This is a genomic window from Undibacterium sp. TC4M20W (assembly GCF_049340245.1).
In the GTDB taxonomy this organism is placed as follows: domain Bacteria; phylum Pseudomonadota; class Gammaproteobacteria; order Burkholderiales; family Burkholderiaceae_D; genus Undibacterium.
Genome location: NZ_JBMPPI010000002.1, coordinates 256,085 through 272,921 on the forward strand (window position 1 = coordinate 256,085; position 16,837 = coordinate 272,921).

Here is a 16,837-nt window from a genome sequence, read left to right on the forward strand (position 1 = left end):
CGCGATCAATCTGTACTAACTTGTACTCGCCTGATCAGCCAGCGGGATGCAGACTGTAAATTCAGCGCCACCTTCCGGGCGGTTATCTGCCACCAGGCTGCCATTCATGGCCTGCACGATGGAAGAAGAAATCGCCAGCCCCAGCCCCAGTCCCTGGCCAATTTCCTTTGTCGTAAAAAATGGCTCAAACAAATGGCCGGCCACATGTTCGGGTATGCCAGTACCGGTGTCGGCGATCGTGATTCTTGCCATGCCCTGCCATTTACTTAGTCTGACATCGACTTCCCGGACCGGGCTGTTTTCTACCGCATCCAGTGCATTGCGTATCAGGTTGATCAAGACTTGTTCTATCCTGACGGTGTCTCCCAGCACTTTGGCGTGCTCATCTAAATGCACACTTAATTTGACGCCACGCCTGTCAGTTTCGCTGCGCAACAAGCTGACCGCGGACTGGATGGCTGTCTGCACATCGACTTCGGCAATGGCGTTCGGGCTCTTCCTGGCAAAACCCTTGAGCTGGGCAATGATGCTGCCCATGCGTTCGCTGGCGTGGCTGATATGTTCCAGATTGGCCAAAGCCTGCTCAGCCTTGCCACGGTTCATGAAGGTGATGGCGTTATCGGCAAAGGCGCGTATTGCGGTCAGTGGCTGGTTCAATTCATGGGTGATGCCGGTAGCCATCTGGCCCAGCATGGCCAGTTTGCCAGCCTGCACCATTTCATTCTGGGTAGAGCGCAGCAGGTTTTCAGTCTGCTTGAGTGTCAGGTAGCGGCTTTCAAGTTCTGCATTCGCCTGTGTCAATTGCCGGGTGCGCTCAGCGATATGCAACTCCAGTTCATCTGCTGCTTTCTTCAGGGCCCGCTGCGCCAGCCTGCCTTCTTCCAGCCTGCGGCGGCGCTGGTCAAACACGGCAGCAAAAGCCAGCGCGATGCCCAGTATCAAAGCCACTACCAGCGCAGATTGCAAACCCGCGCGCGTGACTTTGCCTTGCTCCGGGAATAACATTAACTGCCAGTTCAGGCGACCTATCGGTCTTTGCAGATACTCGTCATAACCTTTCTTGTCCTTCAACGGCAATTGGGCAATGGCTTCTATATGCTTGCCACCGTATTGCAAAGTGGCTTTCAAATCCTGCTGCACAGCAGGCGACAGGTTTTGCAAGCTGTGGTATTTCCAGGAAGCGCGATTACTTAAAAACACGACGCCATGCCTGTCGCTGAGTGCGATGGGTTCTTCACTACTACCCCAGGCCTGCTCAAACTCGTTGAGGATAATCTTGACGGCGATCACGCCTATCGGTGCCTGGCTGCCACGCTTGCTGCCGGGTGGATAAACGGGTTGGGAAATAAAATAGCCAGGGATATTGGTGGTATTGCCTATCGCATAAAAATGGCCGGGCTTGACCTGCTTTAAGGCTTCAGAAAAATAGGGTCTGAAGGCGAAGTTCTGGCCCAGATAGGTTTGCTCAGTATTCCAGTTACTGGCGGCGATGGTATTACCCTGCACATCCATGAGGTAGATGGCAGCGACTTTGGCCTGCTCAGCCAGCTCCTGCAAACTCAGGTTCAATGCCTGCGTCAGCTTGCCATCTTCCTTGTGCAACAAAGCCTCTGCCGTCATCGGCAGATAAGAAATCGCAAAAGGCAGGGTTTCGTAGCGCTCAAGTACAGACTCAATATCCAGCGCAATGATCTGCAACTGCCTGTCACCGGCCTGACGGCTATTGTCCCTGGCAATGCTGGCCGCCACAAAATAACTGGCGACCACCAGCGCAATACTTACCGCCGCCACACAAATAAAGATCAGGCGCCGCCTATGGGCACTGTCAGTACGCGGCGCCGTCACAAGCTCTTACTTATAAATACCGCAGTTGATAACAATGTCTTCATACTTTTCAAAGTACATGGATTTTTGCTCTATCTGTTTAGAGACAGGATTGACAAACTTATAGTCCTGCCAACCCTTACCCTTGGTTTTGGCGAGCTCCATACGTTCACGCACAAACAGCTTGCCATCGGCATCTTTTAAATCCATCAAGTCCTTGCCCTGCATTTTGGCATTTGCACCATGGGCCAGGTTCTTGCCATTCATATCATTAATGGTGACATACAGGTCGCGGTCACGGAAAGGCCCCTGCAGATTATTAACATCAGCAAAAGTCTTGTCCCTGCCATTCGCCTTGATACTGGCAATCACTTTTTGCACCATGGCGACTGCCTCAGGTGCCGTGCCATGGGCATTTTGCGCATGACTGGACGCGCCCAACAAGAAAACCAATCCCGCTACTACCATTCGTACGAATTTCAGCATGATGTCTCTCCTTATGTTTTTATCGGCGCGTCCGCGTTTCTACTTCTTACTGCCCACTACCTACTGCTTGCTGCTTAATCTACTGCCGCCATCTTCAATTCATCATTGTGATGTCTTTGCTGCTCTTCCATGACCAGCTGACCGAGTTCACGCTTCAAGGCATTGAAGCCAGGATCAGAAGGATCACGCGAACGTGGCAGTTCGACGATCAGGTCTTTTTTCACCGTACCTGGCCGGTAAGTCATGACGATGATACGGTCAGCCAGGTAAATTGCCTCTTCTATACTATGGGTCACGAAGATGATGGTTTTCTTCAGTTCTGACCAGATGCGCAGCAATTCGTCCTGCAAGTTACGGCGTGTCAGCGCATCCAACGCACCGAAGGGTTCATCCATTAACATGATAGGCGAATCCAGCGCCAATACACGGGCAATTGCAACGCGCTGACGCATACCGCCAGACAAATCCTTGGGGAAGCGCGCTTTAAAATCACTCAGGCCCAGCATAGCCAGCAAGCTGGCGACGCGTTGCTGGATTTCTGCCTTGGCCATACCCTTGATTTCCAGACCAAAGGCGATGTTCTGCTCTACTGTCATCCATGGGAACAATGCATATTCCTGGAACACCATGCCACGGTCAGGACCAGGCGCTTTGACAACGGTATTATTGGCGGTAATCGTGCCTGAAGTTGGCAGTGCAAACCCGGCAACGGCATTAAGCAAAGTTGATTTACCGCAACCAGAAGGACCGAGCAGACAGACGAACTCTCCTTCAGATATCTCCAGATTAATATCACGCAATGCCACGACTTCTTTGTCAGCCGTTTTGAAGATTTTATTTACGCCTTCAATTTTGATATGAGTCAGGTTCATCTCAGTTCTCCAATCCACGGTGCCAGCGCAGCAAATAGTTATTCAATTTATTCATCGCCAGATCAATTGCCAGACCCAGCAAACCTATGCTGATCATGCCTGCAATAATCTTGTCAGACCAAAAATACTCACGCGCCTCAAGTATGCGGAAACCCAGACCATTGTTCACGGCAATCATTTCCGAAACGATGACCACGATAAAAGCAGTACCTATACCGATACGTACACCAGACAAGATATAAGGTACAGCCGCTGGCAACATGACGCGCACAAACATGGTGGTCTGGCTGGCACCCAGATTGCGGGCTGCCCTGATATAGATGCCATCTACATGACGCACACCAGCGATGGTGTTCATCAATACCGGGAAAAATGCGCCGATCGCGATCAGGAAGATGGCTGGTGGATTACCCAGACCAAACCACAGTATCGATAACGGGATATAGGCAATCGGTGGTATTGGGCGCAAAACCTGAATCAGGGGATTCATCCATGCATACATCCTTTGGCTGGAACCCATCGCCAGGCCTAGCGGCAGTGCCAGACCTGCACCAACCACAAAGCCTACCAATACACGGTACATACTGCCCATGGTGTCGCGTATCAACTCACCCGAAAAAGCCCAGGCCAGCCAGCTCGTTGTTGCCGCATCTCTGGCTTCATAAGGGGATGCATACTCTATCCATTTTTTTACTACCGCCATCGGCGTAGGCAAGACCTGGGCATTGACCCAGCCCATGCTGGTCACTACATGCCAGATCGCAATCAGAATAACGGGCACAATCAGCCCCGCGCCAATTTCACGCCATTTGAATTTCATGATTTTTCCTTCAAGGATTGTGGAGCAGGGTGAGCTGGCTGCTCAAGAGAACGTGCTCACCCTTTGCTCAAACTAAAGACATACTTGATGCCTATTTTATGTTCAGGCTCTTCTTGGCTTGTTCCAGAAGATCGGTTTTTACCCAATCCTTGGCGACTGGCGGTTTGGCCATTTTGCCCACACCATATTTTTGCATCAGATCAGTGGTGATCTGTATGTGCTCTGCCGTCACATCATAAGAGTAAGGTGAGTTCTCTATGGCATTGACAAAATCTTCATGGCTCACCTGGCCCTTGAACATGTTTTCACGCACATATTTTTCAGCCAGCTCTTTATTGTCGATAAAGGTCTTGGTCGCTTCAACAAAGCAGCGCATGAATTTTTCTGCAACCGGGCGACGTTCTTTATAAAACTTCTCTGTCATGACCATGGTACGGACCGGTTCGCCTATCGGGGTATCGTAAGGCTTGATGATTTCATTGCCAAAGCCCTTGTTGATAGCCTGGGAAGAATAAGGCTCAGACTGCATGATAGCGTCGATATTTTTACCCAGCAGAGCCTGGTTCAGATCAGGGAAACCGAGGTAAATGATTTGTACATCCTTACCTGGCTGATCAGAATACGTCAGGCCATTTTGTGCCAGTTCGGCTGCCAGCAAGATATCCTGGATACCGCCACGGGTGACGCCAACTTTTTTACCTTTTAAATCCTTGACAGTCTTCATGCCCAGGTCTGCACGTCCAACCAGACGCGCACCACCCTTGGCGAAACCTGCCACCAGATAGATAGGTGTACCACTGGCACGAGCAGAAATCACGGCTTCCGAAGATACTGCTCCTACATCCAGCTCACCTGCGATGACGGCCTGCATGGCATCCAGGCCTTTGGCGAATACGCGCTCTTCTACCTTAATGCCGCACTTGGGGGCGATTTCCTTGATATAAGATACCGCACCGTAATGAGCGAATTTGAGGTTACCCAGCCTGACAACCTCCTGAGCCTGGGCAGCACTGGCAAACAATCCGGAAGTAATAAGGCTGGCAAGCAAAATCTTTTTGAACATCTTTGTCTCCTGGGTTTTGATTTGATTTTTCCTACGCGTACTGATTAGCAGATATTGTGCCAGCACGAGAATTTTAGTAAACAACTGATTTCATTCAAGTTTTCATATGAGTTTTTGCAAACGCGATGCGAAAACCCGGATTATCACTACTACGCATTCCGTGTTTTCGCACTGAGGTATACATTAGCGCAAGAACTTGCCATCCCGCCCTATCATCGTCAGATCAACAAACTCACTGCCGCTGTGGTCGTGATCACTATAAGTCACGGTGACACCACCCAGATCAACCTTGTGCATGGATTCCAGCGCGCGTATCAGACCCTCCCGCGTCAGGCCCTTGCCTGCCCGCTTCAAACCCTCCACCAGCAATTTGGCAGAAACGAAGCCTTCCATTGCCGCATAAGATGGTGGCACGCCATTGTCCTTGGCGATGGTCTTGAATTCTTGCCCCAGAGTAGAAGATACCAGATGCGGTGCAGGCATAATCTGTGACACCATCACGCCAGTTGCCACTGGCCCGAGGGAATCAATGAAGGACTGTGAAGCATTATTCGACAAGGTCATGATTTGTACGGTGCTGCCCTTGGCGCGCAAACCACGGATCAGTTCTGCCACGGTGGTGGCAGAACCAACGATGATGAGCGCCTTGGCGGAAGACTTGACGACCTCGTCTACCGCCTTGGGCACGTCAGGTTTTGCCCTGTCATACTTGCTGACCAGAGAAGGCTTGAGTTTAAAGCTGTCCATCGCCGTGGTAAAACCGATCAACCCATCGCCACCAAAAGTATCATCGACATGCAGAATGGCGATATCTTTGAGGCCTATCGTAGAAAACTGCTCGACGGCCTTTTTCACCTCATCCTGATACCTGGCCCTGACATTGAATACATAGCGGTTAACCGGGTTATGAAACACTGCCGCACCAGTACTCGGTGCCACCAGCGGCACCTTGCTGGACGCCAGTACTGGCAGGATAGCCTGGGTATGCGGCGTGCCGCGCGACTGGAACAAGGCAAAGACATGGTCTTTTTTGATCAGTGTCTCGGCATTGGCAGCGGCAATCACGGGATCAAACTTGTCATCGACGATGTGCAGTTCTATCTTGCGGCCATGCACGCCGCCATTCTTGTTGATCTGGTTGAAGTAAGCGGCAGCACCGGCGTTCATTTCTTTGACCGGCCCGGCAATCTGCCCGGTCAGGCCTACGGTTTGTCCTATTAATATGCTATTGTCAGTGACACCTTCCTCTGCCAGGCTGTAGCCAGACGTAGCAATCAGGGTGCACAGGGTAAGTATGCGTGGCAGGCGCCAGGCACGATGAAGTCGTCTCATGATTGTCTCCAGATTATTGAGCGTCTATTTTTGAACTGGCGACAGAACCTGGCTGACATTGCAGAATGTGCAGCCATCTTGATTTTGTAGCAAGCTCTGGGATAGCACTCTTATTAGCAGACTTCATACCAAGCACGAATGAAGGCCCGCACCCCGGTTTTAACTGATTTTTTGAGTAAAATATATCAGTAGTATCCCTCATGCGTCTGAAAATCCGCACATACATTTGAAATAATTCTGGATTTTCAGAATTTTGACCACATCTACTCTGTACATCAACTTGAAACAGGCGAAATGCCAGACTCTGTCACGGCTTCAGGTAAAATGCCTGCTGTTGTTGCCACTGAACTGCTGCTACAGCTTGTTGCAGGCAGCAGTGAGCACCGCCCTATTGAAATTTTCTTAATATCCCCCTAAGCCAACATGCTCGATAACCTTACCCAGCGCCTAGCCAAAGTCGTCAAGACCATGCGTGGCGAAGCTCGTCTGACCGAATCCAATACCGCCGACATGTTGCGTGAAGTGCGCATGGCCTTGCTGGAGGCAGACGTTGCCCTGCCAGCAGTACGTGAACTGATCGCCCGCGTCAAAGAAAAAGCCATGGGTGAAGAAGTCATTTCTTCCCTGACACCGGGTCAGGCTCTGGTTGGCGTGGTACAAAAAGAACTGGCCGCCCTGATGGGTGCCGACCTGGGTGAAGAAGCATCTCAACTGAGTTTTAACTGCCAGCCACCGGCAATCATCCTGATGGCAGGTTTGCAGGGTGCGGGTAAAACCACGACGGTCGGTAAGCTGGCCAAATATCTGAAAGAGCAAAAAAAGAAAAAGGTATTAACCGTTTCTGCCGACGTGTACCGTCCTGCCGCGATAGGCCAGTTGCAGACGGTGACAGCGCAGGTTGGCGCAGACTTTTTTCCATCCCTGCCGACGGACAAGCCAGTGGATATCGCCCTGGCTGCGCTGGATTACGCCAAGAAGCATTATCACGATGTGCTGATCATCGATACTGCCGGTCGTCTGGGTATAGATGAAGCGATGATGCAAGAGATTGCTGCCGTCCATGCTGCTGTCAAACCGATAGAGACCCTGTTCGTGGTCGATGCCATGTTGGGTCAGGATGCCGTTAATACTGCCAAGGCCTTTAATGACGCCCTGCCTTTGACAGGTGTGGTACTGACCAAGCTTGACGGTGACGCACGTGGCGGTGCTGCGCTGTCAGTACGTCATATCACAGGTAAACCGATCAAGTTTGTTGGTGTTGCTGAAAAACTCGATGGCCTGGAATCTTTCGATGCCACCCGCATGGCCAATCGTATCCTGGGCATGGGTGACATCCTGGCGCTGGTGGAATCTGCCCAAAAAGGTATGGACGTGGCAGCCGCACAGGATCTGGCGCACAAGATCAAGGATGGCGGCAAGTTCGACATGAACGACTTCAAGATGCAGATTTCGCAGATGAAGAACATGGGCGGCCTGGCCAACCTGATGGACAAGTTGCCAGCGCAAATGCAACAGGCAGCCAGCGGCGCGAATATGGATCAGGCGGAAAAGCAGGTACGCCGCATGGAAGGCATGATCAATTCCATGACACCGCAAGAAAGATCCAAGCCGGAATTGATCAAGGCTTCGCGCAAGCGTCGTATCGCCGCAGGTGCCGGTGTACAGATACAGGAAGTCAACCGCATGCTGGCCCAGTTTGAACAAATGCAGTCCATGATGAAGAAATTACGTGGTGGCGGCATGATGAAGATGTTGCGCGGCATGAAGGGAATGATGCCCGGAAAACGCTGAATTTTCTCAGTATTTCTGTTCATATTTCCCTCTATGAAAAAATGCCGGATAGCAGCCAAAATGGCGCTAATCTGGCATTTTTTTATGCGTAAATCCAACGACAGGCAAATTCCTGCACTTTTTCACTAAAAACCCGCAAAAAACACTTGCATCCCTGTAAAAACCGCACCACTATTAGCGATGCGTGAAGTGACGCAATGCAGGAGCTTTTCAAAACGATCAAAGCTCCGTCCACGAAATTTGTGAAGGAGGCTATTTATGGCAACAGCACCAAAAAAACCAGCAGCAAAACCGGCAGCCAAACCAGCGGCTAAACCAGCAGCCAAACCGGCAGCAAAGGCAGCAGCTCCAAAGGCAGCAGCAGCGAAACCTGCAGCAAAAGCAGCAGCTCCTAAAAAAGCCGCAGCCGCCAAGCCAGCAGCAGCACGCAAGCCAAATGCAGCGTTCATGAAACCTATGACGATCTCCCCAGTTCTGGCAGCAGTCATCGGTGCAGCAGCAATTCCTCGTACTGAAGTCACTAAAAAAGTATGGGAATACATCAAGAAACACAAACTGCAAGATGAAGCAAACAAACGCAACATCAACGCGGATGACAAGTTGAAGGCCGTTTTCGATGGCAAAAAACAAGTGTCCATGTTTGAAATGACTAAACTCATTTCCGGCCATCTGTCCTGATTTTCAGGAACAGGTTTCCGCAGTTGCTTTGGGAAACTTAAAGGGAAGCAGTTAGTCCCATCCCAAACAAAAATGCCCGCATAGCGCGGGCATTTTTGTTTTTGCAGATTCCTGATGCATGCCAAAGGCTGAAAAATCCGTGGCATCTACATCTGATCCTTGACTGATCCTTGAAGTCTCACCTCTATATATCCGTTGATGCCGTATGGTCAGCGTAAAGATTAATTGATAAAATCTTTTACTCTGCGGTGCTTCTTGCGAACAAAAAAAGATAAACGCTCCCGGTCTGAAACACCAGACAAGCTCCTGAGCTGGTCTTGCAGGCTGCTGTGCTCATTACCCGGCTCGCATGTTGTAGCGACAGATGACCTCAATAATAATGGAGCTCCTTATGCAATGTCGCATCCTCATTCTCACCCTTGCTGTTATGCTGTCCGGCTGTGTCAGCGGTCACCAAAAATTCTATAAACCTTATGCAGACGCGAAAACACTGCCGGATGTACAAACCCTGGCACCAAATGATAAACCAAAAATTTTTGCATCAGACGATTTGGCAAGAGACGTAAGAATAGCCCGCTCCAAAGGCTATATCGTGGTTGGTGAGTCCTCTTTCAACGGAGAAAAGGAATCTGAGCGCGGCATGATTCAACAAGCGCAAGAAAACGGCGCTGTCATGGTGCTGTTCTCGTCCAAGTTTGCCGGCACAAGAACAATTACGACACCGCTTTTCTTGCCCAATAACAAAACCACCTATTCATCGGGAACTGTCACTGGCACCGGGGGCAGCGCCAATTACTCGGGTACCAGCACTACCTATGGCACGACTGTCGTCCCTTTGACGACAGAACAGCAACGCTATAACCAGGCGGCCGTTTATTTCGTCAAATCGACCAGAAAACCGCGTGTGGGTGTGGTCGCACTGGACTTGACACCTGAGCTCAGGAAAAACCTGGAACGCAACACCGGGGCTATCATTGACATCGTGCGGGAAGAATCGCCGGCTTTTATAGCGAATGTTTTACCTGGTGATGTCATCATCGAAATCAATGGTGCCACGGTCATCAACAGCAAACATGCCTATGAACTTTTGCAGGCAGCGTCCCCACCTCAGGGCAAGTTCACGCTGAAAATCATACGCAATGGAACTGAGCGCCTGATTGACATCAATTTGGTTCCAGCCTAGGCTCTTGCGGACACACGTCACAAATTGACTGCATACCTCAGATGTGCACAGACATCTGAGGTAATGTCATCTCACGAGGAATAGGAAACTATTCCCCACTACTAAACCCTTGGTTTACAAATTACCACAGGTCACAGGTATAGTAGCCAGCTCATTGCCAATAATCTCACCGGGTTTGCGGTGCAAGATGCAATAGGTGCCAAATGGCGTGATCACTTTTGAGACTGGCCGCCCATCACCAAGTATATGCACCTCGTGCTTATAGCTTTCACGCATGACTGTGGAAGATGACTGAACTGCGGCACCAAATTTTTCCATCGCCGCAGGTGCTGATTTGGCACTGACCTGGTCACGGTATTGAAAATCTTTTTTGAGACCATTGATAATCTCCCGCGTATCAAGGTTAAGCGACTTGCCAACAACAGACCTGTCAGCTTCAGAATTTGCAGACTCTTTTTCGACTGGCGGCATCGACAGCGGCTGGTCGCTGACAGGTTTTGCCTGATCATCGATAGTAGAACTTTGCCGTGGAGCTGGCATAGCCCTGCTGGGGCGGGATGACTCTGTTCCATCCTGCCTGGCTGGTGAAGTATCTGGCAGTTTCACTTGCTCAGGCTGCTTCAAAAAAATCAGGCTGCCGCTATTTGCCGGCATTAGCTCATCTTTATACAGTGCGTTCAACTGCGGCCACAACAGATACAAGCATGCGTGCAGCACAATTATGCCAAGCAGTATCTGCCACTCATTGCGTTGAACAGACGAATGATAAGGGACTGTCAGCATGAACCTGGCCTCTTCTCAGTAACTACCGCAACTGACAGTCCGTATGCCAGGTGCCCTGGTGAAGTCTGCTCCCGGTTTTGCACCGATCACACAATACGTACCGCCTGGTGTCGTCACCTTGGTCATGGCGGTGCCATCTGACATGATGATGTTCTGATAGCTGGTACCGCGCGGACGCGCAGCGGCGGCGACATTAATACCAAATTGCACCATCGATGACTTTTCTGGCTTGATATCGGTCAGGATGCGGTTTGGCATTTCACGCTCTACCTGTTTGATGACTTTGCTGATGTCGCGCTGGATCACGACGGGGCTATCGCCGGTTATTATCGGTGTGCTGGTTTCTGTACTCGCTGCAGGGACAGGTGCGACAGTGATGCCTGTGCCTGCATCATTGTTAACCGGCGTAACGGGGATAGTTGGCACCACCGGAGTGCGGGGTTTATTTGGAGCCGGCAATTGGCTGGGTGATATCGCTGGTTTGATCACAGGCACAGTCTGTTCTGGCTTGCGCTGTACGGGTGCTTCCAGCATGCGCACTACAAAAGCCAGTGGCGTGCTGACTTCATTTTTATGCCTGACGATGCTGGGCCACAACAGGATTAACAAGAGATGAACCGACAATACAGCAAGCAGCAATTGCCAGCGAGAACGCAATACCTTGCGCCAGTCTGTACTGCCAAATTCTTCATGATAATCATGATAAAAGAGTGCCTGCATGTCGGGCCTTGGTGTAATCCTGAATATGATCGGGCATTCTGGAATGCCCGGTCATACTTGACCCGTCATTTATGCAACGGACTATTTTACAACACCAGAGGTAGCGCTAATTGCTACCTGAATAGCGAAGCTGAATTTATTCAGCAAATGAATCAGCTGGTGAATTCCCAGTTTTTCCAGTTGGACAGCACTGCCTTGGGATATTCAGGACGGCCACGGCTGCCGTTATAGCGACCTAATGCCAGATAAAGATCACCTTTTTCCATATCGATGTACAGGCGCAAAATCGAGCAGCCATAACGCAGATTGGTTTGCATCTGGAACAGTTTTTTTGCATCGCCGTCACCAATCACGCGCGACCAGAAAGGCATGACCTGCATATAGCCACGCGCACCAACGACCGAAGTCGCGTACTTGCGAAAAGCGGATTCTACCTGTATCAAACCCATGACCATGGCGACATCGAGGCCTGCACGCTTGGATTCATACCAGATGGCATCCAGCAATTCCTTGCGGGTCTGCAAATCGGGGATGCGGCGTTTCAGGCGAGTGGCCATCTCCCCCTGCCAGTTGAGGTATTTGATACGTTCTTCGATATTGGCAAACGTGGGTTTAGGTGGCGTGGAATCAGACACAGCTTTGGCCAGAGCAAGACGCACGGAATCTGCCATGGCTTCTTCTTTTTGATTACCGGCTTGCGCCGGTAACACAGAAAAAGCCAACAGGCATATTGCCGTCTGAAGGATGGATTTTTTCCATCCTTCGCAAATAACCCGTGTGATAAGCCGTGTGGCTTGCATGGCTTGCAGATCAAACTTGCTGCTACCGCTCACTCTTCCTTTGCACCAGACGCAAAAGCGCAAGAAAAAATACTTCATCCTGCGGCTTATTTATCTGCCATTTTGGCCTGGATGAAGGCCAGCATCTCGGCCACAGGCACATTGCTGGCTTCAGTATCGCGACGACCCAGATATTCAAGCTTGCCTTCTTTGAGACCACGGTCACCAATGACAACACGGTGCGGCACACCTATCAGTTCCCAGTCTGCAAACATGGCACCAGGGCGCTCGCCACGGTCATCCAGTATCACGTCGATGCCCGCTGCCAGCAAAGCCTCATACAGCGATTCAGCCTCAGTCCTGACGGCTTCACTGCGGTCCATGCCCATAGGGCAGATGACGACTTCAAACGGTGCAATCGCCGTTGGCCAGATGATGCCCTTGTCATCAAAATTCTGTTCTATGGCCGCACCCAGGATGCGGGTAACGCCTATGCCGTAACAACCCATTTGCAGCAACTGTGGCTTGCCATTCACATCAAGAAAAGTGGCTTTCATATCGTCGGAATAGCGGGTGCCAAGCTGGAATACGTGGCCTACTTCGATACCGCGCTGTATGGCGAGTATACCTTTGCCATCTGGTGAAGGATCACCAGCGACGACATTGCGCAAATCAGCAACTGCTGGCTCAGGCAAATCACGGCCCCAGTTGGCACCGGTGAAATGGAAGTCAGCTTCATTCGCGCCACAGACAAAGTCAGCCATATTAGCGACGGTTCTGTCAGCGACAATATTGACTGGTTTTTTGGTACCGATAGGACCGAGGTAACCTGGCTTGGTGCCGAAATATTCGACAATTTCAGCCTCAGTCGCAAAGCGGTAGTTGGCCATGCCGGCGATCTTGCCAGCCTTGACTTCATTGAGTTCATGGTCACCGCGCAACAGCAACAGCCAGATTTGTGCTGGCTTACCACTGTCTTTTTCAGCATCAACTTCAGCATCAACTGCAAGCACGATGGACTTGACCGTAGCTTCCAGCGGAATATTGAGCAATTGCGCGACATCTTCACACTTGGCTTTACCAGGCGTGGCCGTCTTGGTCAGCGCATTAGCGGCGGCTGGGCGGCTGGTTTGTGTAGGCAGGGCTTCTGCCGCTTCCATATTGGCGGCGTAGTCAGAGGTAGGGCAATACACCAGCGCGTCTTCACCAGTGTCGGCAATGACGTGGAATTCATGGGAGCCAGAGCCACCAATTGCACCATTGTCAGCAGCTACCGCACGGAACTCCAGACCAAAACGCTGAAAAATACGGGTGTAGGCGTCGTACATGATTTCATAAGACTTTTGCATGCCTTCGACATCGCGGTCAAAGGAATAGGCATCTTTCATGGTGAATTCACGGCCACGCATGAGGCCAAAACGTGGACGGCGTTCATCACGGAACTTGGTCTGGATGTGATAAAAGTTCACAGGCAATTGACGGTAAGAGCGGATTTCTGTGCGTATGACGTCCGTGATCGCTTCTTCAGAAGTCGGCTGGATGATGTAATCGCGGCCATGGCGGTCTTTGACGCGCATGAGTTCCGGCCCCATCTTGTCCCAACGGCCAGTTTCTTGCCAAAGTTCTGCAGGTTGCACGACCGGCATCAGCATCTCGATCGCACCGGCGCGATTCATTTCTTCACGAACAATATTCTCTACTTTGCGAATGATGCGCAAGCCCATGGGCATGTAGTTATAGATGCCGGAACCGAGGCGTTTAATCATGCCCGCACGCATCATCAGTTTATGGCTGACGATCTCGGCATCGGCAGGAGCTTCTTTCAGTGTGGAAATAAAAAATCGTGTAGCACGCATGACAGTGATTCTTTTTAAATGGAGGGTTATAATCAACTCAATTTTAAAGGATTAGCTGGCTAATGCGCCCACTCTTTGCACATTTGATGAAGGAAACTGCGATTTGTTCGCCTCCCAGGGGGCTGTCCGTCGAAAAACACGGTATTTTGCGACGAAACAAACGCTCTCTACGCTATCTATTGCAGGAGCAAGCCGTTTAGCCACAGAAAGTTTTGAGGTTGAACATGCTGGATCGTGAAGGCTTTCGCCCTAACGTTGGCATAATTTTGCTAAACGCCAACAATGAAGTCTGGTGGGGAAAACGGGTGCGCGAGCATTCCTGGCAATTCCCCCAGGGTGGTATTAAATATGGCGAGTCCCCGGAGCAGGCGATGTACCGGGAACTCGAAGAAGAAACCGGCTTGCTGCCTGAGCACGTCAAAGTCATAGGGCGTACCCGTGACTGGCTGCGCTATGAAGTGCCGGATCATTTTATCAAGCGTGAAATCCGCGGGCATTATCGCGGGCAAAAACAGATCTGGTTTTTGTTGCGCATGATAGGCCGCGATTGCGATGTCAATCTGCGGGCCAGCACCCATCCTGAATTTGATGCATGGCGCTGGCATGACTATTGGGTACCACTGGATGTGGTGATTGAATTCAAGCGCGGCGTGTATCAACTGGCCCTGCAGGAATTGTCACGCTATGTGCACCGTACCGACCACCCCAATTCCAACCGCAACCGTTATTTGCGCAATCAGCAACAGTCACAACCAATGCAGCAAGCGCAAAAAAATCAGGATTGCAAGAAAACCGAGCCGGAAGAGTCCAAATAATTTATGTTGAATAAAAAACTACGCTACCTCTCCCATCTTGCCATCATCGGTCTGGCTTTGCTGCCTGTCAGCCAGGCTTTTGCTGCAGATGAAGAGGAAGAAGACAAGGAATGGCGCGAAGTCGCCCTGCAATTGCCAGAGGCACCGAAAGCTGAAAACCTCTTGAATTTTTACAAGAGCCCGAGCCAGTCTTTCGCGATTGATACCAAATCCCTGACCGTCGCAGCAGATGGCACCATACGCTACAGCCTGGTTGCCACCAGTTCTGGCGGCGCAAAAAACATCAGTTATGAAGGCCTGCGTTGCCAGACGTATGAAGTCAAGCTGTATGCGTTTGGCCGCCCTGATGGCACATGGTCACGTTCCCGCCGCAATCAATGGGACACCATCACGAACACTGGTGCCAACAAACAGCACGCCACTTTGTTCTCAGAATATTTTTGCGAAGGTAAAACTATCGCAGGTAAAGCCAGTGTCTTGCTGGACAAGCTGCGTGGCAAGAGAACCTCGTATTACTAATAGCAAGAGATAAGCAAGGTGTACAAATGACATGGGCGCTGGATCAATTCAGATTCAGCGCCCATTTTTTTTGCACGCTTTTATATTCGATTTACAACAAAACCAGGTTGTCACGGTGTATCAGCTCGGACTCCTCGACAAAACCAAGTATGGATGCAATTTCAGAAGAGGCATGGCGTTTAATGCGTCGTGCATCTGCGCTTGAATAATTAATCAAGCCCCTGGCCACTGACGTACCCGCTTCATCGCAAAGAGTAACTACTGCACCACGACTGAATTCACCGCGCACATCCAGCACCCCTATGGGCAGCAGGGACTTGCCTTCACGCGTCAGTTTTTGCACTGCACCGGCATCCAGTACGACCTGACCCAGAGTCTGCAAATGATCCATCATCCATTGTTTGCGCGCTGCCACTGGTGCCATTTGCGAAATCAGTTGTGTACCTATGGCTTCACCTTGTGCCAGGCGCAGCAAGACATTGTCTTCGCGCCCCCATGCGATGACGGTATGTGCACCAGAACGTGCGCCGCGCTTTGCTGCCAGTATCTTGGTCAGCATGCCACCACTACCGAGACTGGAACCTGCCCCGCCCGCCATGGCTTCCAGCGCCAGGTCACCTGCCCTGGCTTCATGGACGAAGGTGGCATCCGGGTCTTTGCGCGGGTCAGCGGTATATAGGCCTTTCTGGTCAGTCAGGATGATCAGGGCATCAGCTTCAATCAAATTGGCAACCAGCGCACCCAGGGTGTCATTGTCACCAAACTTGATTTCATCCGTGACCACCGTGTCATTTTCATTGATGATGGGGACGATACCCAGACGCAGCAAGGTGAACAGGGTGGAACGCGCATTCAGGTAGCGTTCACGGTCGGCCAGGTCAGCATGCGTCAATAAGATTTGTGCGGTGCCTAGCTGGTGTTCACGAAAACTGCTTTCGTAAATCTGTGCCAGACCCATCTGGCCTACCGCAGCACAAGCCTGCAATTCATGGATGGCGGTTGGCCGCTTTTCAAAACCCAGGCGTTGCCGCCCTTCGGCAATGGCGCCGGAACTGACCAGCACCACTTCCTTGCCCATGGCACGCAGGCCAGCGATCTGGGCAGCCCACCTGGCGATGGCTTGCTTGTCCAGCCCCTTGCCATCATTGGTGACCAGAGAGGAACCTACTTTAATGATCAGGCGCTTTGCTTGTTGAATGACAGATTGCATAAATGAGTACGGATATGATTTGGCGAGGTTGCCGCATGAAAGTGGCAAACAAATCAAAATTATACTTTATATGGATACTGTCGTTGCAATCTAAATTTAATTCATA

General features: G+C 50.9%; 16 protein-coding genes. 5 read left to right on the plus strand and 11 right to left on the minus strand.

What is annotated here, in order from left to right:
• Positions 1-15: 15 nt before the first annotated feature.
• The 6 genes from ACO0LL_RS03665 to ACO0LL_RS03690 all read right to left on the minus strand — a co-directional run bounded on the left by ACO0LL_RS03665 (position 16) and on the right by ACO0LL_RS03690 (position 6,397).
• A complete protein-coding gene (locus tag ACO0LL_RS03665) occupies positions 16-1,845 on the minus strand; it encodes a sensor histidine kinase (protein WP_422949532.1) in 1,830 nt (609 codons plus the stop codon).
• Positions 1,846-1,851: 6 nt separating this feature from the next.
• Positions 1,852-2,310 (minus strand): cache domain-containing protein, encoded by a 459-nt coding sequence (locus tag ACO0LL_RS03670; protein ID WP_162039903.1) that lies wholly within the window; start codon positions 2,308-2,310, stop codon positions 1,852-1,854.
• A gap of 74 nt (positions 2,311-2,384) precedes the next feature.
• Positions 2,385-3,182 carry an ABC transporter ATP-binding protein gene (locus tag ACO0LL_RS03675; protein WP_422949533.1) on the minus strand — a complete coding sequence of 266 codons (798 nt, stop codon included), beginning with the start codon at positions 3,180-3,182 and terminating at the stop codon, positions 2,385-2,387.
• 1 nt (position 3,183) lies between these two features.
• A complete protein-coding gene (locus ACO0LL_RS03680; protein WP_422949534.1) occupies positions 3,184-4,002 on the minus strand; it encodes an ABC transporter permease in 819 nt (272 codons plus the stop codon).
• Positions 4,003-4,093: 91 nt separating this feature from the next.
• Positions 4,094-5,065, minus strand: coding sequence for an ABC transporter substrate-binding protein (locus ACO0LL_RS03685; protein WP_422949535.1), 972 nt, complete (start codon positions 5,063-5,065; stop codon positions 4,094-4,096).
• A gap of 183 nt (positions 5,066-5,248) precedes the next feature.
• Entirely contained in the window at positions 5,249-6,397 is a 1,149-nt protein-coding gene (locus ACO0LL_RS03690; RefSeq protein WP_422949536.1) for an ABC transporter substrate-binding protein, read from the minus strand.
• A 423-nt stretch (positions 6,398-6,820) separates the two neighbouring features.
• On the opposite strand from ACO0LL_RS03690, the gene ffh reads away from it, so the two are divergent.
• From ffh to ACO0LL_RS03705, 3 genes are all read left to right on the plus strand, one after another.
• Positions 6,821-8,188: a signal recognition particle protein gene (gene ffh / locus ACO0LL_RS03695; RefSeq protein ID WP_162057706.1), complete on the plus strand. Its 1,368-nt coding sequence runs from the start codon at positions 6,821-6,823 to the stop codon at positions 8,186-8,188.
• Positions 8,189-8,446: 258 nt separating this feature from the next.
• Positions 8,447-8,866 carry an SWIB/MDM2 domain-containing protein gene (locus tag ACO0LL_RS03700; protein ID WP_422949537.1) on the plus strand — a complete coding sequence of 140 codons (420 nt, stop codon included), beginning with the start codon at positions 8,447-8,449 and terminating at the stop codon, positions 8,864-8,866.
• 391 nt (positions 8,867-9,257) lie between these two features.
• Positions 9,258-10,049: a PDZ domain-containing protein gene (locus ACO0LL_RS03705; RefSeq protein ID WP_422949538.1), complete on the plus strand. Its 792-nt coding sequence runs from the start codon at positions 9,258-9,260 to the stop codon at positions 10,047-10,049.
• Positions 10,050-10,163: 114 nt separating this feature from the next.
• Here ACO0LL_RS03705 and ACO0LL_RS03710 read toward each other — a convergent pair whose 3' ends face one another.
• The 4 genes from ACO0LL_RS03710 to ACO0LL_RS03725 form a co-directional block, all read right to left on the minus strand.
• Complete coding sequence (locus ACO0LL_RS03710; RefSeq protein ID WP_422949539.1) at positions 10,164-10,703, minus strand: hypothetical protein; 540 nt, start codon at positions 10,701-10,703, stop codon at positions 10,164-10,166.
• A gap of 144 nt (positions 10,704-10,847) precedes the next feature.
• Complete coding sequence (locus ACO0LL_RS03715; RefSeq protein ID WP_422949540.1) at positions 10,848-11,552, minus strand: hypothetical protein; 705 nt, start codon at positions 11,550-11,552, stop codon at positions 10,848-10,850.
• Between the two features lie 152 nt (positions 11,553-11,704).
• Positions 11,705-12,430 (minus strand): lytic transglycosylase domain-containing protein, encoded by a 726-nt coding sequence (locus ACO0LL_RS03720; protein WP_422949541.1) that lies wholly within the window; start codon positions 12,428-12,430, stop codon positions 11,705-11,707.
• A gap of 8 nt (positions 12,431-12,438) precedes the next feature.
• Positions 12,439-14,187, minus strand: a complete 1,749-nt coding sequence (locus tag ACO0LL_RS03725; protein ID WP_422949542.1) for a proline--tRNA ligase — start codon at positions 14,185-14,187, stop codon at positions 12,439-12,441.
• Between the two features lie 224 nt (positions 14,188-14,411).
• Here ACO0LL_RS03725 and ACO0LL_RS03730 point away from each other — a divergent pair, with 224 nt between their 5' ends.
• Positions 14,412-15,002: an RNA pyrophosphohydrolase gene (locus tag ACO0LL_RS03730; RefSeq protein WP_422949543.1), complete on the plus strand. Its 591-nt coding sequence runs from the start codon at positions 14,412-14,414 to the stop codon at positions 15,000-15,002.
• 3 nt (positions 15,003-15,005) lie between these two features.
• The gene (locus tag ACO0LL_RS03735) at positions 15,006-15,521 is read left to right on the plus strand and encodes a CNP1-like family protein (RefSeq protein ID WP_422949544.1); all 516 of its coding nucleotides are present in this window, start codon (positions 15,006-15,008) and stop codon (positions 15,519-15,521) included.
• A 91-nt stretch (positions 15,522-15,612) separates the two neighbouring features.
• Here the strand turns inward: ACO0LL_RS03735 and proB are convergent, their stop codons facing one another.
• Complete coding sequence (gene proB / locus ACO0LL_RS03740; RefSeq protein ID WP_422949545.1) at positions 15,613-16,731, minus strand: glutamate 5-kinase; 1,119 nt, start codon at positions 16,729-16,731, stop codon at positions 15,613-15,615.
• Between the last annotated feature and the right edge of the window lie 106 nt (positions 16,732-16,837).

Excerpts from the sequence above, each read along its gene's own strand:
- ACO0LL_RS03670 (WP_162039903.1), bottom strand. The coding sequence starts at position 2,310 with ATGCTGAAATTCGTACGAATGGTAGTAGCGGGATTGGTTTTCTTGTTG.
- ACO0LL_RS03675 (WP_422949533.1), bottom strand. The coding sequence starts at position 3,182 with ATGAACCTGACTCATATCAAAATTGAAGGCGTAAATAAAATCTTCAAA.
- ACO0LL_RS03680 (WP_422949534.1), bottom strand. The coding sequence starts at position 4,002 with ATGAAATTCAAATGGCGTGAAATTGGCGCGGGGCTGATTGTGCCCGTT.
- ACO0LL_RS03685 (WP_422949535.1), bottom strand. The coding sequence starts at position 5,065 with ATGTTCAAAAAGATTTTGCTTGCCAGCCTTATTACTTCCGGATTGTTT.
- ACO0LL_RS03690 (WP_422949536.1), bottom strand. The coding sequence starts at position 6,397 with ATGAGACGACTTCATCGTGCCTGGCGCCTGCCACGCATACTTACCCTG.
- ffh (WP_162057706.1), top strand. The coding sequence starts at position 6,821 with ATGCTCGATAACCTTACCCAGCGCCTAGCCAAAGTCGTCAAGACCATG.
- ACO0LL_RS03700 (WP_422949537.1), top strand. The coding sequence starts at position 8,447 with ATGGCAACAGCACCAAAAAAACCAGCAGCAAAACCGGCAGCCAAACCA.
- ACO0LL_RS03705 (WP_422949538.1), top strand. The coding sequence starts at position 9,258 with ATGCAATGTCGCATCCTCATTCTCACCCTTGCTGTTATGCTGTCCGGC.
- ACO0LL_RS03710 (WP_422949539.1), bottom strand. The coding sequence starts at position 10,703 with ATGCCGGCAAATAGCGGCAGCCTGATTTTTTTGAAGCAGCCTGAGCAA.
- ACO0LL_RS03715 (WP_422949540.1), bottom strand. The coding sequence starts at position 11,552 with ATGCAGGCACTCTTTTATCATGATTATCATGAAGAATTTGGCAGTACA.
- ACO0LL_RS03720 (WP_422949541.1), bottom strand. The coding sequence starts at position 12,430 with ATGAAGTATTTTTTCTTGCGCTTTTGCGTCTGGTGCAAAGGAAGAGTG.
- ACO0LL_RS03725 (WP_422949542.1), bottom strand. The coding sequence starts at position 14,187 with ATGCGTGCTACACGATTTTTTATTTCCACACTGAAAGAAGCTCCTGCC.
- ACO0LL_RS03730 (WP_422949543.1), top strand. The coding sequence starts at position 14,412 with ATGCTGGATCGTGAAGGCTTTCGCCCTAACGTTGGCATAATTTTGCTA.
- ACO0LL_RS03735 (WP_422949544.1), top strand. The coding sequence starts at position 15,006 with ATGTTGAATAAAAAACTACGCTACCTCTCCCATCTTGCCATCATCGGT.
- proB (WP_422949545.1), bottom strand. The coding sequence starts at position 16,731 with ATGCAATCTGTCATTCAACAAGCAAAGCGCCTGATCATTAAAGTAGGT.